Source organism: Nguyenibacter vanlangensis (assembly GCF_038719015.1).
Lineage (GTDB): Bacteria > Pseudomonadota > Alphaproteobacteria > Acetobacterales > Acetobacteraceae > Gluconacetobacter > Gluconacetobacter vanlangensis.
On record NZ_CP152276.1, the window covers coordinates 982,348 to 1,003,650 of the forward strand.

Annotated in this window: 18 protein-coding genes and 1 riboswitch; of the genes, 3 read left to right on the plus strand and 15 right to left on the minus strand. The window is 69.1% G+C overall.

Features of this window, described 5'->3' with window-relative positions; translation table 11 throughout:
* Position 1: 1 nt before the first annotated feature.
* The 3 genes from mtaB to AAC691_RS04545 form a co-directional block, all read right to left on the minus strand.
* Positions 2 to 1,249, minus strand: a complete 1,248-nt coding sequence (mtaB, locus tag AAC691_RS04535; protein ID WP_342629091.1) for a tRNA (N(6)-L-threonylcarbamoyladenosine(37)-C(2))-methylthiotransferase MtaB — start codon at positions 1,247 to 1,249, stop codon at positions 2 to 4.
* Positions 1,246 to 2,070, minus strand: coding sequence for a diaminopimelate epimerase (gene dapF, locus AAC691_RS04540; protein ID WP_342629092.1), 825 nt, complete (start codon positions 2,068 to 2,070; stop codon positions 1,246 to 1,248). The genes mtaB and dapF overlap by 4 nt, the downstream gene beginning before the upstream one ends.
* A 62-nt stretch (positions 2,071 to 2,132) precedes the next feature.
* A complete protein-coding gene (locus AAC691_RS04545) occupies positions 2,133 to 2,534 on the minus strand; it encodes a VOC family protein (protein ID WP_342629093.1) in 402 nt (133 codons plus the stop codon).
* A 144-nt stretch (positions 2,535 to 2,678) separates the two neighbouring features.
* Between AAC691_RS04545 and AAC691_RS04550 the strand changes: the two genes are divergently transcribed.
* Both AAC691_RS04550 and AAC691_RS04555 read left to right on the plus strand, forming a co-directional pair.
* Entirely contained in the window at positions 2,679 to 3,323 is a 645-nt protein-coding gene (locus AAC691_RS04550) for a methyltransferase domain-containing protein (RefSeq protein WP_342629094.1), read from the plus strand.
* A 93-nt stretch (positions 3,324 to 3,416) separates the two neighbouring features.
* Positions 3,417 to 3,785 carry a hypothetical protein gene (locus tag AAC691_RS04555; RefSeq protein ID WP_176640628.1) on the plus strand — a complete coding sequence of 123 codons (369 nt, stop codon included), beginning with the start codon at positions 3,417 to 3,419 and terminating at the stop codon, positions 3,783 to 3,785.
* A 21-nt stretch (positions 3,786 to 3,806) separates the two neighbouring features.
* On the opposite strand, the gene AAC691_RS04560 is transcribed toward AAC691_RS04555, so the two are convergent.
* From AAC691_RS04560 to gcvT, 9 genes are all read right to left on the minus strand, one after another.
* A complete protein-coding gene (locus tag AAC691_RS04560) occupies positions 3,807 to 6,050 on the minus strand; it encodes a TonB-dependent siderophore receptor (RefSeq protein ID WP_342629095.1) in 2,244 nt (747 codons plus the stop codon).
* A 92-nt stretch (positions 6,051 to 6,142) separates the two neighbouring features.
* Positions 6,143 to 6,871: an ABC transporter ATP-binding protein gene (locus AAC691_RS04565; RefSeq protein ID WP_342629096.1), complete on the minus strand. Its 729-nt coding sequence runs from the start codon at positions 6,869 to 6,871 to the stop codon at positions 6,143 to 6,145.
* Positions 6,868 to 7,902 carry an iron ABC transporter permease gene (locus AAC691_RS04570; RefSeq protein ID WP_342629097.1) on the minus strand — a complete coding sequence of 345 codons (1,035 nt, stop codon included), beginning with the start codon at positions 7,900 to 7,902 and terminating at the stop codon, positions 6,868 to 6,870. The genes AAC691_RS04565 and AAC691_RS04570 overlap by 4 nt, the downstream gene beginning before the upstream one ends.
* Positions 7,902 to 8,948 (minus strand): ABC transporter substrate-binding protein, encoded by a 1,047-nt coding sequence (locus tag AAC691_RS04575; protein ID WP_342629098.1) that lies wholly within the window; start codon positions 8,946 to 8,948, stop codon positions 7,902 to 7,904. Before AAC691_RS04575 ends, AAC691_RS04570 begins: the two co-directional genes overlap by 1 nt.
* A 102-nt stretch (positions 8,949 to 9,050) precedes the next feature.
* On the minus strand, positions 9,051 to 9,251 hold the full coding sequence (locus AAC691_RS04580; protein ID WP_176640368.1) for a hypothetical protein: 201 nt from the start codon (positions 9,249 to 9,251) through the stop codon (positions 9,051 to 9,053).
* Between the two features lie 211 nt (positions 9,252 to 9,462).
* Positions 9,463 to 10,740 (minus strand): NAD(P)/FAD-dependent oxidoreductase, encoded by a 1,278-nt coding sequence (locus AAC691_RS04585; protein WP_176640367.1) that lies wholly within the window; start codon positions 10,738 to 10,740, stop codon positions 9,463 to 9,465.
* 152 nt (positions 10,741 to 10,892) lie between these two features.
* A complete protein-coding gene (gene gcvP / locus AAC691_RS04590) occupies positions 10,893 to 13,808 on the minus strand; it encodes an aminomethyl-transferring glycine dehydrogenase (protein ID WP_408906093.1) in 2,916 nt (971 codons plus the stop codon).
* Positions 13,809 to 13,824: 16 nt separating this feature from the next.
* Positions 13,825 to 14,190, minus strand: coding sequence for a glycine cleavage system protein GcvH (gene gcvH / locus AAC691_RS04595; protein ID WP_176641937.1), 366 nt, complete (start codon positions 14,188 to 14,190; stop codon positions 13,825 to 13,827).
* 50 nt (positions 14,191 to 14,240) lie between these two features.
* A complete protein-coding gene (gene gcvT / locus AAC691_RS04600) occupies positions 14,241 to 15,377 on the minus strand; it encodes a glycine cleavage system aminomethyltransferase GcvT (protein ID WP_342629099.1) in 1,137 nt (378 codons plus the stop codon).
* 171 nt (positions 15,378 to 15,548) lie between these two features.
* Positions 15,549 to 15,636: riboswitch (glycine riboswitch) on the minus strand.
* A gap of 127 nt (positions 15,637 to 15,763) precedes the next feature.
* On the opposite strand from gcvT, the gene AAC691_RS04605 reads away from it, so the two are divergent.
* Positions 15,764 to 16,072: an antibiotic biosynthesis monooxygenase family protein gene (locus AAC691_RS04605; protein WP_342629100.1), complete on the plus strand. Its 309-nt coding sequence runs from the start codon at positions 15,764 to 15,766 to the stop codon at positions 16,070 to 16,072.
* 249 nt (positions 16,073 to 16,321) lie between these two features.
* Here AAC691_RS04605 and speE read toward each other — a convergent pair whose 3' ends face one another.
* From speE to uvrA, 3 genes are all read right to left on the minus strand, one after another.
* The gene (gene speE, locus AAC691_RS04610; RefSeq protein ID WP_342629101.1) at positions 16,322 to 17,191 is read right to left on the minus strand and encodes a polyamine aminopropyltransferase; all 870 of its coding nucleotides are present in this window, start codon (positions 17,189 to 17,191) and stop codon (positions 16,322 to 16,324) included.
* A gap of 167 nt (positions 17,192 to 17,358) precedes the next feature.
* Positions 17,359 to 17,820, minus strand: a complete 462-nt coding sequence (speD, locus tag AAC691_RS04615) for an adenosylmethionine decarboxylase (RefSeq protein WP_176640747.1) — start codon at positions 17,818 to 17,820, stop codon at positions 17,359 to 17,361.
* A gap of 85 nt (positions 17,821 to 17,905) precedes the next feature.
* Positions 17,906 to 20,926, minus strand: a complete 3,021-nt coding sequence (gene uvrA, locus AAC691_RS04620; RefSeq protein WP_342629102.1) for an excinuclease ABC subunit UvrA — start codon at positions 20,924 to 20,926, stop codon at positions 17,906 to 17,908.
* Positions 20,927 to 21,303: the final 377 nt, after the last annotated feature.

A 21,303-nucleotide genomic window follows, 5' to 3' on the forward strand; every position in this document is an offset into this window, starting at 1 on the left:
GTCAGAGGGTTTCCGCCACCAGTCCGTTTTCGTCAACCGCCGTCGGCCGCACGGTCACGATCCGCCCCATATCGGCCGCCGCCCCCACCAGCCGCACCGGCGCGAATTCCTCCGAATGCCCGCTGGTCGGGGTCTCCAGCAGCACGTTCAGCGGCCGGCCCAGCAGCCGGGCGTGATAATCGCGCGCCGCCGCCTGCCCCACCGCGCGCAGTTCGGCCGCGCGCGCCTTGCGCACCGGCACCGGCACGGCGGGCATCCGCGCCGCCGGCGTCCCCGGCCGCTCGCTGTAGGGAAAGACATGCAGATAGGGCAGGCCCTGCCCCCGCACGAAATCCAGCGTCTCGGCGAACAGCGCGTCGGTCTCGGTCGGAAACCCCGCGATGATGTCGGCGCCGATCCCCAGCTCGGGGCGGCAGGCCCGCGCCCGCGCGATCACCCGCGCCACGTCGTCCACCAGGTGCCGCCGCTTCATTCGCTTCAGCACGATGTCCGACCCGGCCTGCAGCGACAGATGCAGATAGGGCATGAACCGCCGCTCCTCGGCCAGCAGCCGCCACAGATCCTCGTCGATCTCCACCGGATCGACCGAGGACAGGCGCAGCCGCTCCAGCTCCGGCACCAGGGCCAGCACGCGGCGGCAGAGCTGCCCCAGCGGCGGCCTGCCCGGCAGGTCCCCGCCCCACGAGGTGATGTCGACCCCCGTCAGCACCACTTCGCGATAGCCCGACACCACCAGCGCGCGCACCTGCTCGACCACCGCCCCCACCGGGACCGAGCGCGACGGTCCCCGGCCGAAGGGAATGATGCAGAAGGTGCAGCGATGGTCGCACCCCTGCTGCACCTCGACGAAGGCGCGGGTCCGGCCGGCGAACTCGGTGACCAGGTGGGGCACCGTCTCGGTGGCCGCCATGATGTCGGATACCGCGCGCCCCTCCTCCAGCGCCGCGCGGGTCCAGTTCGCGGCCTCCAGCTTCTCGCGGTTGCCCAGCACGCGGGTCACCCCCGGCAGGGCCGCCCAGCGGTCCGGGTCGATCTGCGCGGCGCAGCCGGTCACCACGATGCGCGCGTCCGGCCGGTCGCGATGGGCGCGACGGATCGCCTGGCGGGCCTGGCGCTCGGCCTCGGCCGTCACGGCGCAGGTATTGACGATGATGACGTCCTCCAGCGCCGCCGCATGCCCGCGCATCACCTCGCTCTCATAGGTATTGAGGCGACAGCCGAAGGTCAGGATCTCCGGGGCGCCCGTCATGACGGCACGCCCTCGGCCGGCACCGCGCCGGTGAAGCTAACGGTCGCGGGCCCGGTCATCAGCACGTGCCCGTCGGATTCCCGCCAGGCGATCGACAGCGTGCCGCCATCCATCTCGACCGCGCAGGCCCGGTCGACCAGCCCGCGCCGCACCGCGTTGACCACCGCCGCGCACGCGCCGGACCCGCAGGCCAGCGTCAGCCCGCTTCCACGCTCCCACACCCGCAGGCGCATCGCGTCGCGCGCGCGGACCTGTGCGAAGCCGATATTGGCCCGCTCGGGGAACAGCGGGTCATGTTCCAGCAGCGGCCCGGCGACCGACGGGTCCATGTCCAGCATGTCGGCCAGAAAGAACGTGGCATGCGGGTTGCCCATCGACGCCGCCGCCGGATCGCCCGCCAGCGGCAGATGCAGCGTATCGGCCGCCTGCGACAGCGGCACGTCGCGCCACTCCAGGGCGGGCGGCCCCATATCGACCGTCACCGCGCCATCCTGCCCGATCCAGGCGGGCAGCAGCCCGGCGCGGGTCTGCAGCACGCACTCGCGCAGCCCCTCTTCCCGCCGCAGCCATTCCGCGACGCAGCGCGAGGCATTGCCGCAGGCCCCGGCCTCGCTGCCGTCGGCGTTGAAGAAACGCACGAAGACATCCGCCCCCGCGCGGCAGGCCGGCCGCAGCACCACGAACTGGTCGCAGCCGATCCCGCGATGGCGGTCCGCCAGCGCCGCGATCCGCGCCGGGCTCAGGCCATGGCGCCGGGCGCGCTCGTCGACGATGACGAAATCATTGCCCAGGCCGTGCATCTTGTAGAATGGGATCATCATGCGCGCCTTATACGGCACGAGTCGCGATTACGCGAGAAAAGCCTGTATCCCCCCGCCGGTCCCTACAGGAAGCGGCCCGGCGCGCCGCGCTGCAGCACCTCGATCCGATAGCCGTCCGGATCGGTGACGAAGAAGAAGCGCCCCACTACCCGCTCGCCCAGCGACAATTGCCGGACCGGCTGCGGCGCCAGCCCGTCGCGCACGAACCGCGCATGCTCGGCATCCAGGTCGGCGACCGACACCGCCAGATGCCCATAGCCGTCACCCAGGTCATAAGGACGGTCGCGGTCATGGTTGACCGTCAGCTCCAGCTCGAAACTCTGCTCCGCATTGGACAGATAGATCAGCGTGAACCCCTCGAGGGCCACCCGCTCGGCCACCGCCAGGCCGAACGCCTTCGCATAGAAGGCCACCGACGCGCCCTCGTCGCGCACCCGGATCATGGAATGAATCAGTCTGGCCATCGCCCGCCCCTTCTCCTCTGACAAATCCTCTGGCAGGCCGCGGATCATAACGGCCCGCGCGCGCCGGAAAAGACACGAACGCCCAAAGAGACGAACGCCGCCCAAGGTCTGGATTTTCCGCCCGTTCCGTCGCATCTGCAGCCCATGACCGAGATGCACGGATTCCACCCCGCCGCCTTCACCGTCGCCAGCGCCGCGCCCGACGCCGAATTCTTCGCGCACCGCGCCCCCGGCCCGCTGCTGGACCCGGGCGCGCGGGCGGCGGTGACGGCCCTCTATCACACGCTGATCGCCGAAGGCGCCGACATCCTGGACCTGATGGCCGGCCCGCACAGCCACCTGCCCCCCGACCTTCCGCGCGGCACCGTCATCGGCATCGGGCTGGACCGCGCGGTCATGCAGGACAATGTGGACCTCACGCACCGGATCGTGCAGGACCTGAACGAAGACCCCACCCTGCCCCTGCCCGACGAGACGATGGACGTCGCCTGCCTCTGCGACGTCGTTCCCTATCTGCGCCACCCTCTGGTCACCTTCGCCGAAATCCTCCGGATCCTGCGCCCCGGCGGCGTGGCGATCCTGACCTTCTCCGACCGGTTCCTGCCGCAGAAGGCCGTGGCGCTGTGGCAGGCGCTGGACCATGACGACCGGCGCCGGCTGCTGGACATGCTGCTGACCCGCGCCGGCTTTTCCGGCATCGACAGCGGCGAGGTCCAGCCTCCGTCCGACGACCCGTCCTGGCGCGACGCGGTCTATGCGGTCACCGCGCGGCGGCCCCACGCGGCCTGACCGCCCGCCTCCGCGAAAGGCGAGTTGCACCCGGCGGCAAAAGAGACGATGTTCCCGGCTGGCCGAACCAACGGATAAAGGAGTACGCGGTCGATGCTGGACAGGATGCTGCGCGGGCTGACCCTCCCCTTCTGCCTGGCCGCGCTGGCCGCCCCCGTTCTCGCGGCCCCCATTCTCGCCGGCCCGGCCCTGGCCGATGACGAGGACGGTCCCAAGACCCCCTCGATGCACCAGATGGCCGCCAACCCGCCGGTCCCCCGCGCGCGCAAGGATTTCAGCCAGTTCCGCTACCGCCCGGCGGGCGACAAGGTGGTCGAGCAGTCCGACGCCAACCGCCTGCTGTTCTGGACGCCCGAAGGCACGCCCGACGGCTACGCCGAACGCAGGGGCGACGCCATCTTCTATTACGACCGTGCCGGCAAGGTCACCCGCGTCGATCCCGCCGATCCGGCGACGTACTGATCCAGACTCCGAACTCCGCGCTCAGAACTCGGCGCTCAGCGTGAAATGGCAGGTCCGCGGCAGGCCGGCCACCGCATTGTTGGTGGCGCTGCCGCCGCCATTGATGCTGCTGGGATAGACCGACGCCCAATAGCGCGCATCCGTCACGTTCTGCACGCCGAAGCGTACGACCATCGGATAATGCGCGACGCGAAACGCATAGCGCACGCCCAGGTCGAGCGTGACATAGGACCCCGCGAAACTGGTATTGGCGACATTGGCCGCACGACGCCCGGTGTAATGCACGTTCGCGTTCACCGCCAGGCCGTGCCCCGGCACCCCCGCGCCCAGCGGCAGGCGATAATCCAGTAATATATCGGCCTGGACCGGCGCCACCCCCACCACCTCCTTGTGGCTGGTGGCCGGCGTGCCGGTCGCGCCGAGCTGCGCGTCGATCCACGTCACGCCCCCCAGCACGGACAGGTCGGGCGTGACATAGCCGGCGGCCTGGAACTCGACGCCGTAATTGCGCTGCACGCCGAACGTGCCGAACAGACGCGTCGTCGGATCGGTAAAGGAATAGGGCCGGGTCATCCGGAAACCCGCCACGTTCATCTGTAATTTTCCGACCAGGATCTTGTATCCGACCTCGTATTCCTCGCTCTTCAGCGGGGCCAGGACCTGGTTCTGGTTGGTCGAACCCGCCGGCGCGGTATCCCCCTGCTGCAGGCTGCGCCCCCAGGTGAAATAGGCCGTCTGGTTCTTCGCCGGCTGGTAGATCAGGCTGGTCATCGGGCTGAACGCCGCATCCTTGTCATAGGCGCTGACGACATGGCCATGGATGTCGTTATTGACGATCGACATCCAGCCCCAGCCCAGCGTGCCCATGACCGACCAGTGACGGTCCAGATGCAGCGTATCGCCCAGGATCACCGTCTGCGTGCGCGTATAGGCCGATTCGTAAGTTCCGGAAAAATAGGGCTGGCGTCCGGGAAAAGAACGCGGATCGTCCAGGTTCGCCGTCCCCAGCACGAATGTCCCGTCGGCGCGGGTGGGGTTGTAGTTGCCCATCATATAGCCGTTGGTGCCGACCACCAGGTCGTGCCCGATCGACCAGGTGCGAACATGTCCGTTCAGATAGGCAAGGTTGCTGCCCACCTTGAAATTCTTCGCCGTCGTCGCCGCCGAAATCACCTGCTGGTACAGCCCCGCGCCGTTCAGCAGCCGATCGGTGTTCGCAAAGACCTGGCGATAGGCGTTCTGGTACAGCCCGCCCAGGGTCAGCGACCAGTCCTCGTTGAATTCATGCCGGATTTTCGCAAGCGCCGTGTTCGTCTCCATGTTGAAGCCCGCATAATCCTGCCCCAGATAAGGCTTGCTCAGGTCCGGCGCGGCCGGCAGCGGCACGGTCGCGGAATAGGCGAACCCGGGCGCCATGCCGCGCTCGGCATAGGTGTACTGGCTGGCATCGATTTCGATCACCGTCCGCTCGGACAGGCGGATATCGAAATCCCCGCTCACCAGGTTCCGGCGCAGCCAGCTCTTGTCGACATAGCCGGTCCCGTCGCCATGCAGCAGGTCGAGGCGATAGCCGAACCAGCCATTGCGCCCCGCCCGTCCGGACAGATCGGCATTTTCCATCACGGTGCCGATGGAATCCACCCCGATCGACAGGCGGTTGACCCGCTGCCCGGTCGGCCGCTTCAGCGTATAGGCAAAGGTGCCCGCCGGATTCTGCGGCCCGTACAGCGCGCCGGCCAGCCCGTTGAGGACCTGCAGATTGTCGAACTGCTCGGCCGCATAAGGGGTCGTCGTCACCGCGTTCAGCCCGTCGATGCGCATGTTCGACACCACATCGGCCTCAAAGCCGCGGCTCTGCGGGCGGCTGGTATTCGGATCGCCGCGCTCCTCCAGTTGGACCGACGGCAGATACTGCATCACGTCATTGATGTTGCGCCCCTGCTGGTTGACGATCACGTCCTGCGGCACCGCCAGGATGGAAAAGGGTGCATCCAGCGTCCGCCGCGTGCCCAGCGGCCCCAGATCGGCCGTGGCCTTGTCGTACGCGGCCTGCGTACCGGCCGCCTGGCGGCGCACCACCTGGACATGCTCGACACGCGGCCCGGCCCCGCTCTCATGCGCCCCGCTATCATGCGCCTTGGCATCATGCACCTTCGCGTCATCCGCCGCCTCCGCCGCGCGCCCGGCCCCGGCATGCCACGCATCCAGCGAAAATACCGAACAGACCAGCAAGATGCGCAAACCCGTACTCGTCCGGCCGACCATGTCGCAATCCATTTCCCGTGCGTGACGTTGCACCTCACTAACGAAGGGACGGCCGGATGTCTATATACCATGAAATATAGACAAGGGCGCCGCTATGGCGGAACGCGATCGTACAGGTCCGAAATCGCGTCCTCCGACAGGATCGCCGCCGCCGGTCCGTCCGCCAGCACCCGCCCCCCGCGCAGCAGGACGGCGCGCGAGAACACCCGCGCCGCGCGCAGCGGGTCATGGGTCGTGGCCAGGATCGCATATCCGCCCGCCGCCAGATCGCGCAGCAGGCCGAACAGCCGGCGCTGCTGGCCGTAATCCAGCCCCGCCTCCGGCTCGTCCAGCACCAGCAGCCGCGCCCCCTGGGCCAGCGCCCGCGCAATCAGCACGCTCTGCCGCTCGCCTCCCGACAGGGTGACATAGGCACGCTCCGCCAGATGACCGATCGCCAGACGCGCCATCGCCTCGGCCGCCGCCCGGCGATCGGCGGCCGAGGCAAAGGGCGCCAGCATCGTCCCGCCCGCCAGCCGCCCCAGCGCGACCACGTCCGCGACGCGATAGGGAAACGCCACGGCATGGCCCTGCGGCACATAGGCGACACGCCCGGCCAGGTGCCGCCGGGTCAGGCCGGCGATATCCCGCCCGTCCAGCAGAATCCGCCCCGCATCCGGCCGCGACAGCCGCAGCAGCAGGCGCAGCAGGCTCGTCTTGCCTGCGCCGTTCGGCCCCAGCAGCGCCACCAGCTCGCCCGGACGCAGCGTCAGGGACACATCCTCCAGCACCCACCGCCCCTGCCGCCGGAAACCGATCTGCCGCGCCTCCAGCCCGCTCACTCCGCCCACCCCCGGCGGACCAGCCGCAGCACGCCCACGAACAGGCACACGCTCAGCAGATCGACGATCAGCCCGACCGGCACTTCCTGCTCGGTCAGCACCCGCGCCAGATCGTCGCACAGCAACAGGAACGCCCCGCCCAGACAGGCGCTCAGCGGCAGGACCAACCCGTTGCGCGGCCCGGCCAGCAGCCGCGCCGCATGCGGAACCATCAGCCCGATCCAGCCGATCATCCCCGCCACCGAAACCGTCAGCGCCGCCAGCATGCTGGCCACCGCGATCACGCCATGGCGCAACAACCCGACCGGCACCCCCAGGGTCCTGGCCTCGTCGTCGCCCATCGCCAGCGCGTCCAGCATGCGGCCGCAGGCCGTCAGCACCGCGATCCCGCCCAGCACCGGGGGCGCCGCCACCATCAGGTCGCGCCATCCGACCTGCGTCAGGCTGCCCAGCAGCCAGAACACGATATCGGGCAACTGCCTGTCCGGATCGGCAACATATTTCAGCGCCGACAGCAGCGCGGTGAAGAAGGCGGTACTCAGCAACCCGCCGAAGACCAGCATCAGCATCGATCGCACGTCGAACAGCCGGGCGATCCCGGCCCCGGCCGCCACCGCCAGCACCCCGCCCAGAAAGGACAGGGCATGGATGCCCGCCGGCCCGGCCCCGGCGACGATCCCCAGCGCCGCGCCGAACCCGGCCCCGGCCAGCACGCCCAGCAGGCCCGGCGAGACCAGCGGGTTGCGGAACACCGCCTGATACCCGGCCCCGGACGCCGACAGCGCCGCCCCCACCACCACCGCGCCGGCAATGCGCGGCAGCCGGGCCTGGATCAGGATCGCGCGCAGCACCGCCCGCCGCGCCGGCGCCATCCCCCCGTCATGCCCCGACAGGATCGCGACGATGTCCGGGACCGACACCGGATAGCGCCCGATCGCCAGCGACAGCGCCGCAAGGCCGAGCAGCCCCACGGCCGGCAGTGCGAAAAGCAGGATGACCGGGACGGCCCGCAGGACCGCCGCGCGCCGCATCACTCCGCGTCCCCCGCCGGCGGACGGGCCGCCAGGATCCGCGCGGCCTCCCCCGGCGTCAGGTCGTATCCGAAAAATTCGCGATAGAACTTAATGGTTTCAAAAACCATATCCACCCGGGCAAACCGGCCGGGATAGAGGGTCTTCGCCGCCCACAGGACCTGCAACGGCAATTCGCTGCCATAGCGGTCCCACGGAAACACGCCCGACGGATTGCGATAGACCCGGCCGTCCCGCACGGCCCGCAGCGCCCCCCATTGCGCCGACACCCGCGCCAGGTCGCCGCCGTCCGGTCCCAGGATCACCACGTCCGGGTCCCAGGCGGCAACCTGTTCCAGCGAAACCGGGCGCATGTTGCCGCTGACCGCCGCGGCGACATTGCGCCCGCCCGCCCGGCCGATCCATTCATCGATGATCGTCCCGCCGCCATCGACCGTCAGCGGCACCAGCGACTTGACATGCAGCACGCGCAGCCGCCGTCCGGGCGGCAGGTCCGCCAGCCCGGCCTCCACCCGCGCCATCGTCGCATCCAGCATGGCGCGGTACCGCCGGGCGACGTCATGCGCGCGCGCATCGCCCAGCACGTCCGCCGTCAGGTCCAGCGCCCGCAGCAGAGAGGCCGTATCGGTAAAACCCGCCTGCACCACCGCCAGCCCGGCCCGCCGCAGCGGCGCGGCGGCCGGCGAGTCGTTGGCGGCGAAGACCAGGTCCACCCCGCGCCCCAGCAGCATTTCCACATTGGGCACCGCGCCGGTCACCCCGGCCGCGCCATGCAGCACCGGCGCCACCCGGTACATCCACGGCCGCGCCGACGGCAGATCGTCCGTCACCGCGATCCGGCCGGCCCCGCCCAGCATCAGCACCAGTTCGTTATGGGCGAACCACAGATCGGCAATGCGCGACGGATGGTCCGGGCAGGCAACCACCCGTCCCGTCATGTCCACGACCGAACGGGCAGGCGCCGCGTCCGGCCACGCCGCACAGCCCGCCGCCACCATGATCGCCGCCGGCAATCCCGCCCGGACCGCCGAGATGAAACGCCCCATCCTTCCCCCTGTCGGGGAAAGATCTATATCCTAACGGACATAACCGCCAGCCCCGCCGACATGTCGCCGGGCACGCGGCCCGCCGGCCTGCGGCCCGACGCTTCAGGGACGGAACATCGAGAAATAAAGAATGGCCATGTCGATGACGAAGGCCGACAACAGCCCCCCGCAGATCAGCGCCACCGTCATGCGGTCGCGCGCATCCGTCCACGCCGGATCGTCGCGATGCGCCGCGATATAGGCCCACGGCGCCGTCATGTGGAAATGGGACCGGCTGTCCCCCGCGATTTTCAGATGAAACATGACCCGCCTCCCCCGGACCGTCCCTTTTCTTATGGACCGCGCGATGCGGCGGGCTTATCCGGTATGGGGGCGAAGATGCGCCTTCTCCCTGCCCGCCCCAAGAGCAATCGCGGGCCAGTCGCAACGTTTTGAAATGTCTCGGGGCCGCGCATGCGCGGCGCACATGGCGGGGTCCCGGGACCCGCGCCACGCGACGGAATGGAACGGACGGTCAGTCCAGGCGCACGATCGGGCGCACGAACTCGTCAAGCTGGTCGGCTCCCCATGCCGCCAGCGCCCGCGCCGGGCCGTGGATCTCCATCTGGTGCTGGCGATACAGCATGTCGTGCCCCAGCCGGGCGGGCAATCCGCGCAGCGGACCGCCCCCGAAATGATATTTCCCCAGCGTGCCCCAGCCATTGTAATCGCCCAGCGACACCACGGCCCCGCGATCGCGGTAATGGAATGGCGCGATCGCCCCGCCGCCGATCCAGCCCTTCATCTGCCGCGACAGATGCCGCGCCTGCTGCCGCGCCGCCTGCGCGGTGGCGGGCACCGGCTTTTCGGCGATGAACGAGCAATCGCCCAGGGCGAAGATCCGGTCATCCCGCGTGGTCTGCAAGGTCGGACGCACCACCAATTGCCCCGAGCGCGACCGCTCCAGCCCCTCGAACAGCGTCGTCGCGGCCGGCGCCTTCACCCCGGCGGCCCAGACCTTCAGCCTGGCGTCGATCCGCGTGCCGTCCCCCAGCAGGAACCCGTCCGCGTCGGCCCCGGTCACCTGGGCGCTGGTGTGCACGGTGATGCCCAGCGCCTCGAGTTGCCGGCGGGAATCCTCGGACACCGCCTCGGGGAAGGCGGGCAGGATGCGCGGCCCGGCCTCCAGCAGGGTGACATGCAGGTCCGCCCGGTTCATCCCCGCCCCGTAATTGGCGGCCAGGTCCAGCGCGCGATGCAGCTCGGCCGCCAGTTCCACACCCGTGGCGCCGCCGCCGACGATGGCGATCTGCAAGGTGCCGGACTGCCCGATCGCCTGCAGCACCAACGAGCGGAACCGGGTGTTGAAGGCGTCGGCCTCGGTCAGGTTGTCGATGAAATGGCAATGTTCGGTAATGCCCGGCAGGCCGAAATCATTGGCCCGGCTGCCGATCGACACGATCAGCGCGTCATAGGACAGGCTGCGCCGGTCCAGCAGCACATTGCCCCGCTCGTCCTCCATCGGCGCCAGCTCGACCTGGCGCGCCGCGCGGTCGACGCCGTCCAGCACCCCGGGCCAGTATTTGAAGGATTTGCGGCTGGCCTGCGCCAGGAAACTGACCCGGTTCCGGTCGTTCGGGCTGGTACCGGCCGCGAACTCATGCAACATCGGCTTCCAGACATGGAAGAAGGAACTGTCGATCAGCGTCACCTCGGCTTGGCCGGACCGGCCCAGCGTGTTGCCCAGATAGGTGGCCATCTCCATGCCGGCGATCCCGCCGCCGACGATCACAAACCGGAACCTGTCAGACACGCCGTTCTTCTCCTTCTCGACGACTTGGGCTCGACGACTCGGGTTGCCCCTGTCCGGCAGAGAACACATTTCCGTGACGTTTGAAAGCGTGCCGCCCCCGGTCCCTGTCCGACGTCCCTACCCAGCGTCCCTATCCAGCGTCCCTGGCCGCCTCAGACGGCATCCTCCTGATAGCTGGCCATGTCGGGGCACGCGCAGACCAGGTTGCGGTCGCCATAGGCATTGTCCAGCCGGTTGACCGGCGGCCAGTATTTGTCCGCGGCCGCGACGCCGGACGGCAGGCAGCCGCGCCGGCGGTCATAGGCACGCTCCCAGGCCGGGTCGGCCAGGTCGCGCACCGTATGCGGCGCATGGCGCAGCGGGCTTTCCTCGGCGCTCAGCACCCCGGCCTCGATATCGGCGATTTCCGCGCGGATCGCGATCATCGCGTCGCAGAACCGGTCCAGCTCGGCCTTGTTCTCGGATTCCGTGGGCTCGATCATGAAGGTGCCGGCGACCGGAAAACTGACCGTCGGCGCATGGAATCCATGGTCGATCAGCCGCTTGGCGACATCGTCCACCGTAATGCCGGTCGCATCCTTGATCGGGCGCAGGTCGATGATGCATTCATGCGCCACCCGCCCGTTCGTGCCGCGATACAGCACCGGATAATGGCCGGACAGACGGCTGGCGACGTAATTGGAATTCAGGATCGCGATCTCGGTCGCCCGCCGCAATCCCGCGTCGCCCATCAGCATCATATAGGTCCAGGAAATCGGCAGCACCGCCGCCGATCCGTACGGCGCGGCCGACACCGCGTTCGCCCCGCCCTCCTGAGGCACGCCCGGCAGGAAGGGCGCCAGATGCGCGCCCACGCCGATCGGCCCCATGCCCGGCCCGCCGCCGCCATGCGGAATGCAGAAGGTCTTGTGCAGGTTGAAATGGCTGACATCCGCGCCGAAGGCGCCCGGGCGCGACAGCCCGACCTGCGCGTTCATGTTGGCGCCGTCCAGATAGACCTGGCCGCCCGCCGCATGCACCAGGTCGCAGATCTCGACCACCGATTCCTCGAACACGCCATGGGTCGAGGGATAGGTGATCATGATCGCCGCCAGCCGGTCCCCGCTCTGCGCGATCCTGGCCTTCAGGTCGCCGATATCGACATTGCCCTGCGCGTCGCAGGCCACGACCACCACGCGCATCCCCACCATCTGGGCCGATGCCGGGTTGGTGCCATGGGCCGAAGCCGGGATCAGGCAGATGTCGCGCCCGCCCTCGCCCCGCGCCCGGTGATAGGCACGGATCGCCAGCAGGCCGGCATATTCGCCCTGCGCCCCCGAATTGGGCTGCAGCGACACCGCGTCATAGCCGCTGACCGCCTTCAGCATCCGCTCCAGCTCGTCGAACAGCACGGCATAGCCTTCCATCTGCGCCGAAGGCGCATAGGGATGGATGTCGCAGAATTCCGGCCAGGTGACCGGCATCATCTCGACCGTCGCGTTCAGCTTCATCGTGCACGACCCCAGCGGGATCATGGTGCGGTCCAGCGCCAGGTCGCGATCCGCCAGCCGGCGCAGATAGCGCAGCATGTCGGTCTCGGACCGATGGGCGTGGAAGACCGGATGCGTCATGAACGGGCTGGCGCGCAGCAACCCGGGCGGCAGGGCGCCGCCCGGCTCCGGCAGGGCGCGCTCCATCTCCTCCAGCCGCCGCGCATCGGGGCAGAAACAGCGCCACACGGCGCGGACGATCTCCGGCGTGGTCGTCTCGTCCAGGCTGATCCCCACATGGTCGGCATCGACGATGCGCAGATTCAGGCCCGCCTCCTCGGCCCGGGCGCGGACCAGGCCGGACGCGCCGCTCGTCGCTACGGTGATCGTGTCGAAGAAATATTCGGTCACCACCCGCACCGACAGCGCCCGCAGCCCGGCGGCCAGGATCGCGGTCAGCCCATGCACGCGCCGCGCGATGTCCGCCAGCCCGTCGGGCCCGTGATACAGCGCGTACATCGCCGAAATCACCGCCGGCAGCACCTGCGCGGTGCAGATGTTCGACGTCGCCTTCTCGCGCCGGATATGCTGCTCGCGCGTCTGCAACGCCAGGCGATAGGCAGGCTGCCCCCGGCTGTCGACCGAAACCCCCACCAGGCGCCCGGGAATATTGCGCTTGTAGGCATCCCGCACGGCCATATAGGCCGCATGCGGACCGCCCGCGCCCATCGGCATGCCATAGCGCTGCATCGACCCCACGGCGATGTCCGCCCCCAGCACGCCCGGCGCCTCCAGCACGGTCAGCGCCAGCGGATCGGCCGCCATCGCCACCACGGCCTGCGCCGCGTGCAGCCGCGCGATCGCGCCGCGCGGATCGCGGACCTGCCCCGACGATCCCGGATATTGCAGCAGCGCGCCGAACACCGCCTCCGCATCCAGGTCGCGGTCCGGATCGCCGACGATGATCCGCCAGCCCATCGGCTCAGCGCGGGTGCGCAGCACCGCCAGCGTCTGCGGATGGCAATCGGCATCGACGAAGAACCCGTCCGCCTTCGACCGCGCCACGCGCCGTGCCAGCGCCATCGCCTCGGCCGCCGCCGTCGCCTCGTCCAGCAGCGAGGCATTGGCCACGTCCAGCCCGGTCAGGTCCGCGACCATGGTCTGGAAATTCAGCAGCGCCTCCAGCCGTCCCTGGCTGATCTCCGGCTGATAGGGCGTATAGGCCGTGTACCAGGCCGGGTTTTCCAGCACGTTGCGCTGGATCACCCCCGGCAGCACCGTGCCGTAATAGCCCTGGCCGATCAGCGAGGTCATGACCCGGTTGCGCCCGGCAATGGCCCGCAGCCGCGCCAGCACCGCCGGTTCGGTCAGGCCCTCGCCCAGCCCCATCGCGCCGCGCAGCCGGATCGCCGCCGGCACCGTCTGCTCCATCAGCGCATCCAGCGACGGCGCACCGACCGCCTCCAGCATGGCGGCGACCTCGCCGTCGCGCGGGCCGACATGGCGGGCGCAGAAGGACTCGGCGGCGGGACGCGCAGTCCGCCAGAGAGTCGAGGAATGCACGGTGGAAGAGTGCTCGGTCGAGGGCGCCACGTTCATCGTCTCCGCGACAGGATCAGCCGACCAGCGCGGCATAGGCCGCCGCGTCCAGCAGCGACGCAAGCTGCCCCGCATCGGCGATGCGCAGCTTCAGGATCCAGCCCTCGCCCTCGGGCGCGCCGTTCACCAGGGTCGGATCGTCGGTCAGCGCGGCATTGAAGCCCACCACCGTGCCCGACACCGGGGCATAGATGTCGGACGCCGCCTTGACCGATTCCACCACCGCCACGCTGTCACCCTGCGCCACCGCGGTGCCGTCCTCCTTGGCCTCGACGAACACCAGCTCGCCCAGCTCCTCGGCCGCATGGGCGGTGATGCCGACGACCGCGACATCCCCCTCGACGCGCAGCCATTCATGATCCTTCGTGTAATAAACCGTCATGTCCGTCTCTCCACCCAAACCCGTCAATTCCCGAAACCCGGCGTCCGGGACTACCGCCTGAACCCGGGCGCCGTGAACGGCAGCGCCGCCACCCGCGCCGGCAAAAATTTGCCCCGCAGCTCGGCGAACAGCGCCGTGCCGGTCGCCTCGTACCCCGCCGCGACATAGCCCATGGCCACCGGCGCCCCGACCGTGGGGCCGAACGCCCCCGACGTCACCCGGCCGACCGGCACCGCGCCCTGCGCGTCGGCGAATAATTGCGCCCCGCCGCGCACCGGCGCGCGTCCCTCGACGGCGATTCCCACCCGGCGGCGCGGAGCGCCGTCGCGCAGTTGCGCCAGCACGCTCTCCGCCCCGGGAAATCCGCCCGCCCGCGCGCCGCCGTCCCGGCGGCTCTTCTGGATCGACCAGTCCAGCCCGGCCTCGATGGGGGTGGTCGTGCGGTCGATGTCCGACCCGTACAGGCACAGCCCGGCCTCCAGCCGCAGGCTGTCGCGCGCGCCCAGCCCCACGGGCGCGACCCCCTCCTGCGCCAGCAGCGCCTCGGCCACCCGCACGGCCGCGCCGGACGCCATGCCCAGCTCGAACCCGTCCTCGCCGGTATAGCCCGAGCGCGAGACCACGCAGGCCACGCCCGCTACGTCGCACTCCGCCACGTCCATGAAGCGCATCTCCGCCGTCGCGGGGGCCAGCCGGGCCAGCGCCGCGCCCGCAAGCGGCCCCTGCAGCGCGATCAGCGCGCGCTCCGGCAGGGCCTCGACCACGCAATCCCCGTCCAGCGCCGCCGTAAGATGCGCCAGGTCCGCATCCTTGCACGCGGCATTGACCACCAGCAGCAGCGCCTCATCCCCCAGGCGCGAGACCATCAGGTCGTCCAGGATGCCGCCTTGCGCGTCCGTCAGCAGCGCGTAACGCTGGCGCCAGGGCTTCAGCGCCAGGATGTCGGCCGGCACCAGCCGCTCCAGCGCCAACGCCGCGTCCGCGATGCGCCCCGACCGCGCGCGCAGCGTGACCTGCCCCATGTGGGACACGTCGAACAATCCCGCCGCGGTCCGGGTATGCAGATGCTCGGCCATCACGCCGGCCTTGTACTGCACCGGCATGTCATAGCCGGCAAAGGGCACCATCCGGGCACCCAGCGACAGATGCAGGTCGTAAAGCGGCGTGCGCAGCAGGTCCCGGCTCATGCCGCGCCCCGCCTGTGGCCGTTCAGGCCGATCGCCGGAAAGGAAAGAGGGAGAAGATACGACATGAACCGAGCCTCCTGAATCCGGTCGCGGATCCGAATGCCCCTTCTGTCGGTTTGCCTGAGATCGCTATCCCGTCGGCGGGCGCGCGGGGCGCCTCTCTCCAGAAGTCCATGCCGGGCGGTCCTTTGGCCTGAGAGTTTCCGGGGCGGTTGCTCCTTCGGCGCCGGCTCGCGCCGGTCTCTCCCGCTTCAGCATCCGGATGCTTGGCACATGTTTCGCAAGCAAGTCAATCGCCCCGTCACATTGTCGCGCGGCCGCGCGGGCTGGATCGGACGGCCCCGCCCGGTATAGGCTCGTCATGGCCGCCAGGAAAGGACGCAGTCATGACGAACGCCGCCCCGTTGACCATCATCGCCGAATTCGCGACGACTCCCGAAAACCGCGGGAAATTTCTCGAAATCTGCGCCTATGACAGCGCCCGCTCCGTGGCGGACGAGCCGGGATGCCGCGCCTTCGACGTCCTGCTGCCCGAGAATGAGCCCGACCGGGTGATCCTGCACGAGATCTATGTCGACCAGGCAGCGTTCGACAGCCATCTCACGACGCCGCATTACCAGGTCTTCGCCGACGGCATGGCGACGCTGGGCGTCGAACTGCTCTCGCTGCGCCGGCTGGCCACCCACCGCGCCTGAACGAGGCCGAGGGCGCCCTCCCCGGGCGGCGCGCGGCGGATCGCCGCCGACGCGCACGCCCAAGTCGGGGTTCTATACCAGCGCGTGTCATAGATTGACCGTCCCGCGCTCTCTTTTTCGGGGCGCTGCCCCGAACCCCGCCAAAGGCGGTGCCTTTGGAAACCGATTATTTGTCAATATAATGGGGTAATGGGGTGCAGGGGTCTGTGACCCCTGCCGGGTTCGGGCAGAGCCCGACCTGGACTGGCCTTACCGCGCCGCGGGCAGATGCCGGGCGATATAGGGCGGCAGGTTGAAGGCGCCCGCGTGGATCTCCGGCGTCCAATAGCCGGTCGTCCCCAGAATGCCCGCCGCCTCGGCCCGGGCGCGAATCGTCTCGGCCGGATGGATGGCCGGGTTCGTCCCCTTGGCCGCGATCCCCAGGGTCATGAAGCCGCCGACATAGGTCGGCACCGCCGCGACATAGGCCGACACGTGCGGAAAGAAGCGCGCGCGGCGCAGGCTGGTCTCGCGCAACTCGTCGGCCTGCATGAAGGGCACGCCGCACTGGTTCACGATGATGCCGTTCGGCGTCAGGATCCGCGCGCAATGTTCATAGAACGAATCCGTGAACAGCACTTCGCCCACCCCGATCGGATCGGTGCTGTCGACGATGATCACGTCGACCGATCCGGTCTCGGCCTTGGCCACGTAATCGATCCCGTCGCCCACGATCACCTCGGCGCGCGGATCGGTCCAGGCATCGCCGGCAATGCCGGGCAGATATTGCTTGGACAGGGCGATCACCTCGCCGTCGATCTCCACCATCACCGCGCGGGTCACGCCGCGATGCTGCAGCACCCGGCGCAGCACGCCGCCATCGCCCGCGCCGATGATCAGCACGCTCTTCGCATCGCCATGCGCCAGCAGCGGCACATGGGTCAGCATCTCCTGATAGACGAATTCATCACCCTCGGTGATCTGGATCACGCCATCCAGCACGAGCACGCGGCCATGCGTCTCGCTTTCGAAAACGACGATATCCTGAAAAACGCTTTTCGTACGGGCCAGTTCCCTGCGCACCCTGAAGCGCTGCTGCCAGCCTTCATAGAGGGTTTCGCCAAGCCAGTTTTCGCTCATTCCCCGTCTCCCGCTCCGCACGGCATCCGATGTCCGGCCGTCGATCTTCGGCTTCAGGACACCGGCCATAAAAAAAGAGGCCGGATCGATCCGGCCCCCGATGGTCGGGCCCCCCGATGGTCGGGAGAGAAAGCGCCGGAGCCGTCGGGCAACCGGCGCCCGTCGCATCAGGCGACGCGGCCGCGCCGCTGCTCGTCCACTTCGACCCGTTCCGCCTGGAACAGGCGCTGCATCACCGGGATCGCCAGATTCGGATCGCACGCGCCGCACATGAAGATGTCGACCGCCGCGAAATTCCGTTCGGGCCAGGTGTGGATCGAAATATGGCTCTCGGCCAGGACCACCACGCCCGACACCCCGCCATTCGGCGAGAAATGGTGGAAATGGCTGTGCAGGATGGTCGCACCCGCCGTCACCGCCGCCTCGCACAGGATGCGATCGATCTGCGCCGGATCGTCCAGATTCCGGGCCTCCCAAAGATCGACCAGAAGATGCGTTCCCGCGAACTTCATCCCGTCTTTCTCGACGAAATAATCCTTCCGCTCTTCGTCGTGCGAAGACGGATTAGAAGACACCTGGATATTGCTCGGGAGTTCCGAGACCATCCCCAGCTGAGCAAGTGCGTTCATCACGTACCCCCAAACCAGTAGACAGCCTGTTGGGCGGGATCGCCCCCTTGGGCCAAGGGGGCCGCTGATAAGGCCACCACCCTGCTTATGCAAGTATTTTCCGCGGTTCCGTGCGATTTTTTTTATCCGTTTTCGCCAGCCTGCCCCGCCTGCCCGCCGCGCGGCGTCCCCCGGCCTCCGGCGGATCGGCGTCGGGCCGCGCCAGCAGCGGCCCCAGGAAGCGCCCGGTATGGCTTTCGGCGCAGGCCGCGACGTCCTCGGGCGTGCCCTCGGCCACGATCCGGCCGCCGCCGTCGCCGCCCTCGGGCCCCATGTCCAGCACCCAGTCGGCGGTCTTGATGACGTCCAGGTTGTGCTCGATCACCACGACCGTATTGCCCTGGTCCACCAGGGCGTGCAGCACCTCCAGCAGCTTGCGCACATCCTCGGAATGCAGGCCGGTGGTCGGCTCGTCCAGGATATACAGCGTGCGCCCGGTGGCCCGCCTGGCCAGTTCCTTGGACAGCTTCACTCGCTGCGCCTCGCCGCCCGACAGGGTCGTGGCCTGCTGGCCCAGCGCGACATAGCCCAGCCCCACCTGCTGCAGGATCGCCAGCCGGTCGCGGATGCGCGGCACGGCCGAAAAGAACGGCAGCGCCTCGTCCACCGTCATGGCCAATACGTCGGCGATCGACTTGCCGCGAAACTTCACCTCCAGCGTCTCGCGGTTGTAGCGGGCGCCCTTGCAGGTATCGCAGGTCACGAACACGTCCGGCAGGAAATGCATCTCGATCTTCAGCACCCCATCGCCCTGGCAGGCCTCGCACCGCCCGCCCTTGACGTTGAACGAGAACCGCCCCGGCTTGTATCCGCGCGCCTTGCTCTCCGGCAGTTCGGCGAACCAGTCGCGGATCGGCGCGAACAGGTCGGTATAGGTCGCGGGGTTGGATCGCGGCGTACGGCCGATCGGCGACTGGTCGATGTCGATGATCTTGTCCAGCAGTTCCACCCCGTCCAGCCGCCGGTACGGCGCCGGATTCTGCCCCGACCCCATCAATTGCCGCGACAGCGCCTTGTACAGCGTGTCGATCACCAGGGTCGACTTGCCGCCCCCCGACACGCCGGTGACGCACGTAAAGGTGCCCAGCGGCACCCGCGCCGTCACGTCCTTCAGGTTGTTGCCGCTCGCCCCTTCCAGCCGCAGCATGCGCACCGCATCCACCGGGCGCCGCCGCGCCGGCACGGCGATGCTGCGCCGGCCCGACAGGTAATCCCCGGTCAGGCTGGCCGGATTCGCCGCGACGGCGTCGGGCGTGCCGATCGCCACCACATTGCCGCCATTCACCCCCGCCCCGGGCCCCATGTCGATCAGCCAGTCGGCGGCGCGGATCGCATCCTCGTCATGCTCGACGACGATCAGCGTGTTCCCCAGCCGCTTCAGCCGGTCCAGCGTGCCCAGCAGGCGCTCATTGTCGCGCTGGTGCAGCCCGATCGACGGCTCGTCCAGCACGTACAATACCCCCGTCAGCCCCGACCCGATCTGGCTCGCCAGGCGGATCCGCTGGCTCTCGCCGCCCGACAGCGTCGCCGACCCGCGCGACAGCGTCAGGTAATCCAGCCCCACATCGTTCAGAAACCGCAGCCGGTCCAGGATCTCGCGCAGGATGCGCCGGGCGATCTCCGCCCGCTGCGGCGTCAGCGTCGCCTCGACGGTGGCGAACCAGTCCAGCGCCCGGCGGATCGGCAGGTCCGACGCCTCGGCGATCGTCGCCCCCGCGACCCGCACCGACAGCGCCTCGGGCCGCAGGCGGGCGCCATGGCAGGCATGGCACGGCTTGTCGGACTGATAGCGCGACAATTCCTCGCGCACCCACACGCTGTCGGTCTCGGCCATCCGGCGGCGCAGGTTGGTCACCACCCCGTCGAACGCCTTGGTCAGGTCATAGGATTTACGGCCATCGCGATAGCGGAAGGTGATCTCCTCGCCGCTCCCCTGCATGATCACGTCGCGCACGCCCTGCGGCAGGTCCCGCCAGGGCGTCTCCATGCGCACCCCGTAATGCGCCGCCAGGCTTTCCAGCGTCTGCTGGTAATACGGGCTCTGCGCACTGCGCCACGGCGCGATCGCGCCGGCGGCCAGCGACAGCGACTCGTCCGGCACGATCAGATGCGGATCGAAGAAGGTCTCGGTGCCGATTCCGTCGCAGGCCGGGCACGCCCCCTGCGGCGCGTTGAACGAGAACAGCCGCGGCTCGATCTCCTCCAGGGTGAAACCGCTGACCGGACAGGCGAATCGCGACGAAAACACGATGCGCGGCGGCGGCTCGGCATCGCCCCGCACCACTTCCTCGGCATAGACCAGCCCGTCGGACAGCCCCAGCGCCGTCTCGAAACTGTCGGCCAGGCGCGATTCCAGCCCGGGCTTGACCACCACCCGGTCCACCACCGCCTCGACCGTGTGGCGCAGCTTGCGGTTCAGCTCGGGCACCTCGGCGATCTCGTACAGCGCGCCATCCACCTTCACGCGGGCAAAGCCCTTGCGCTGCAGTTCGGCCAGTTCCTTGCGCCACTCGCCCTTGCGGTCGCGGATCACCGGGGCCAGCAGCATCAGCCGTGTGCCCTCCGGCAGGGCCATCACCCGGTCGACCATCTGGCTCACGGTCTGGGCCTCGATCGGCAGGCCGGTGGCCGGCGAATAGGGCACGCCCGCCCGCGCCCACAGCAGGCGCATGTAATCGTGGATCTCGGTGATCGTGCCGACGGTCGAGCGCGGATTCTTCGACGTGGTCTTCTGCTCGATGGAAATCGCCGGCGACAGGCCCTCGATCGCATCGACGTCCGGCTTGCCCATCAGCTCCAGGAACTGCCGCGCATAGGCCGACAGGCTCTCGACATAGCGGCGCTGCCCCTCGGCATAGATCGTGTCGAACGCCAGCGACGACTTGCCCGACCCCGACAGCCCGGTCACCACCGTCAGCGCGTCGCGCGGGATCTCGACGTCGATATTCTTCAGGTTGTGCGCCCGCGCGCCCCGCACCCGGATGGACTGCGCCGCCGGCGGCCCGCCCGCCGGACGAGTGCTCGGACCAGCATCCCGGTCGGCCTCCTGACTGGATCGATGTGCCATGCTCTGTCGCTCTCTGCCGCCGCTCTCTATCGCCGCTCTATATTCTATATATCGTCGCTCTTTGGCGCCCGCTGGGGCGCCCTCTGGCGCTCCCGCTCCGGACCCGCCGCGTCCGGCCCGCCGCGTTCCCACTCTGTTCTGACCGTTTCCGCGCCGTCCGCCAAGATCCGCCGCCTCAAAAATGCCGGGGACGAAGCGATATGAACCGACATGCCGGAAAAAAACATCCCGACGGAACGCCATCCGCCGCACCGGTATCATCCGCCGCGCATCTGGGTTAGGATGGCATCAGAGTTGCGTCCGCCCCCCAGACCGGCCGGGGCGGACGGTTTTTTAGAGCAGGAGCATCGCCGCCCGCGCGGCGTCTCCGGACCGGA

Bases quoted from the DNA above. Each gene is read 5' to 3' on its own strand.
- speE (WP_342629101.1), bottom strand. From the start codon at position 17,191: ATGAGCGAAAACTGGCTTGGCGAAACCCTCTATGAAGGCTGGCAGCAG.
- AAC691_RS04555 (WP_176640628.1), top strand. From the start codon at position 3,417: ATGCTGGACAGGATGCTGCGCGGGCTGACCCTCCCCTTCTGCCTGGCC.
- AAC691_RS04580 (WP_176640368.1), bottom strand. From the start codon at position 9,251: ATGTTTCATCTGAAAATCGCGGGGGACAGCCGGTCCCATTTCCACATG.
- uvrA (WP_342629102.1), bottom strand. From the start codon at position 20,926: ATGGCACATCGATCCAGTCAGGAGGCCGACCGGGATGCTGGTCCGAGC.
- mtaB (WP_342629091.1), bottom strand. From the start codon at position 1,249: ATGACGGGCGCCCCGGAGATCCTGACCTTCGGCTGTCGCCTCAATACC.
- AAC691_RS04545 (WP_342629093.1), bottom strand. From the start codon at position 2,534: ATGGCCAGACTGATTCATTCCATGATCCGGGTGCGCGACGAGGGCGCG.
- speD (WP_176640747.1), bottom strand. From the start codon at position 17,820: ATGAACGCACTTGCTCAGCTGGGGATGGTCTCGGAACTCCCGAGCAAT.
- AAC691_RS04570 (WP_342629097.1), bottom strand. From the start codon at position 7,902: ATGCGGCGCGCGGCGGTCCTGCGGGCCGTCCCGGTCATCCTGCTTTTC.
- gcvP (WP_408906093.1), bottom strand. From the start codon at position 13,808: ATGAACGTGGCGCCCTCGACCGAGCACTCTTCCACCGTGCATTCCTCG.
- AAC691_RS04550 (WP_342629094.1), top strand. From the start codon at position 2,679: ATGACCGAGATGCACGGATTCCACCCCGCCGCCTTCACCGTCGCCAGC.
- AAC691_RS04560 (WP_342629095.1), bottom strand. From the start codon at position 6,050: ATGGTCGGCCGGACGAGTACGGGTTTGCGCATCTTGCTGGTCTGTTCG.
- AAC691_RS04575 (WP_342629098.1), bottom strand. From the start codon at position 8,948: ATGGGGCGTTTCATCTCGGCGGTCCGGGCGGGATTGCCGGCGGCGATC.
- gcvT (WP_342629099.1), bottom strand. From the start codon at position 15,377: ATGAGCCGGGACCTGCTGCGCACGCCGCTTTACGACCTGCATCTGTCG.
- gcvH (WP_176641937.1), bottom strand. From the start codon at position 14,190: ATGACGGTTTATTACACGAAGGATCATGAATGGCTGCGCGTCGAGGGG.
- dapF (WP_342629092.1), bottom strand. From the start codon at position 2,070: ATGATGATCCCATTCTACAAGATGCACGGCCTGGGCAATGATTTCGTC.
- AAC691_RS04605 (WP_342629100.1), top strand. From the start codon at position 15,764: ATGACGAACGCCGCCCCGTTGACCATCATCGCCGAATTCGCGACGACT.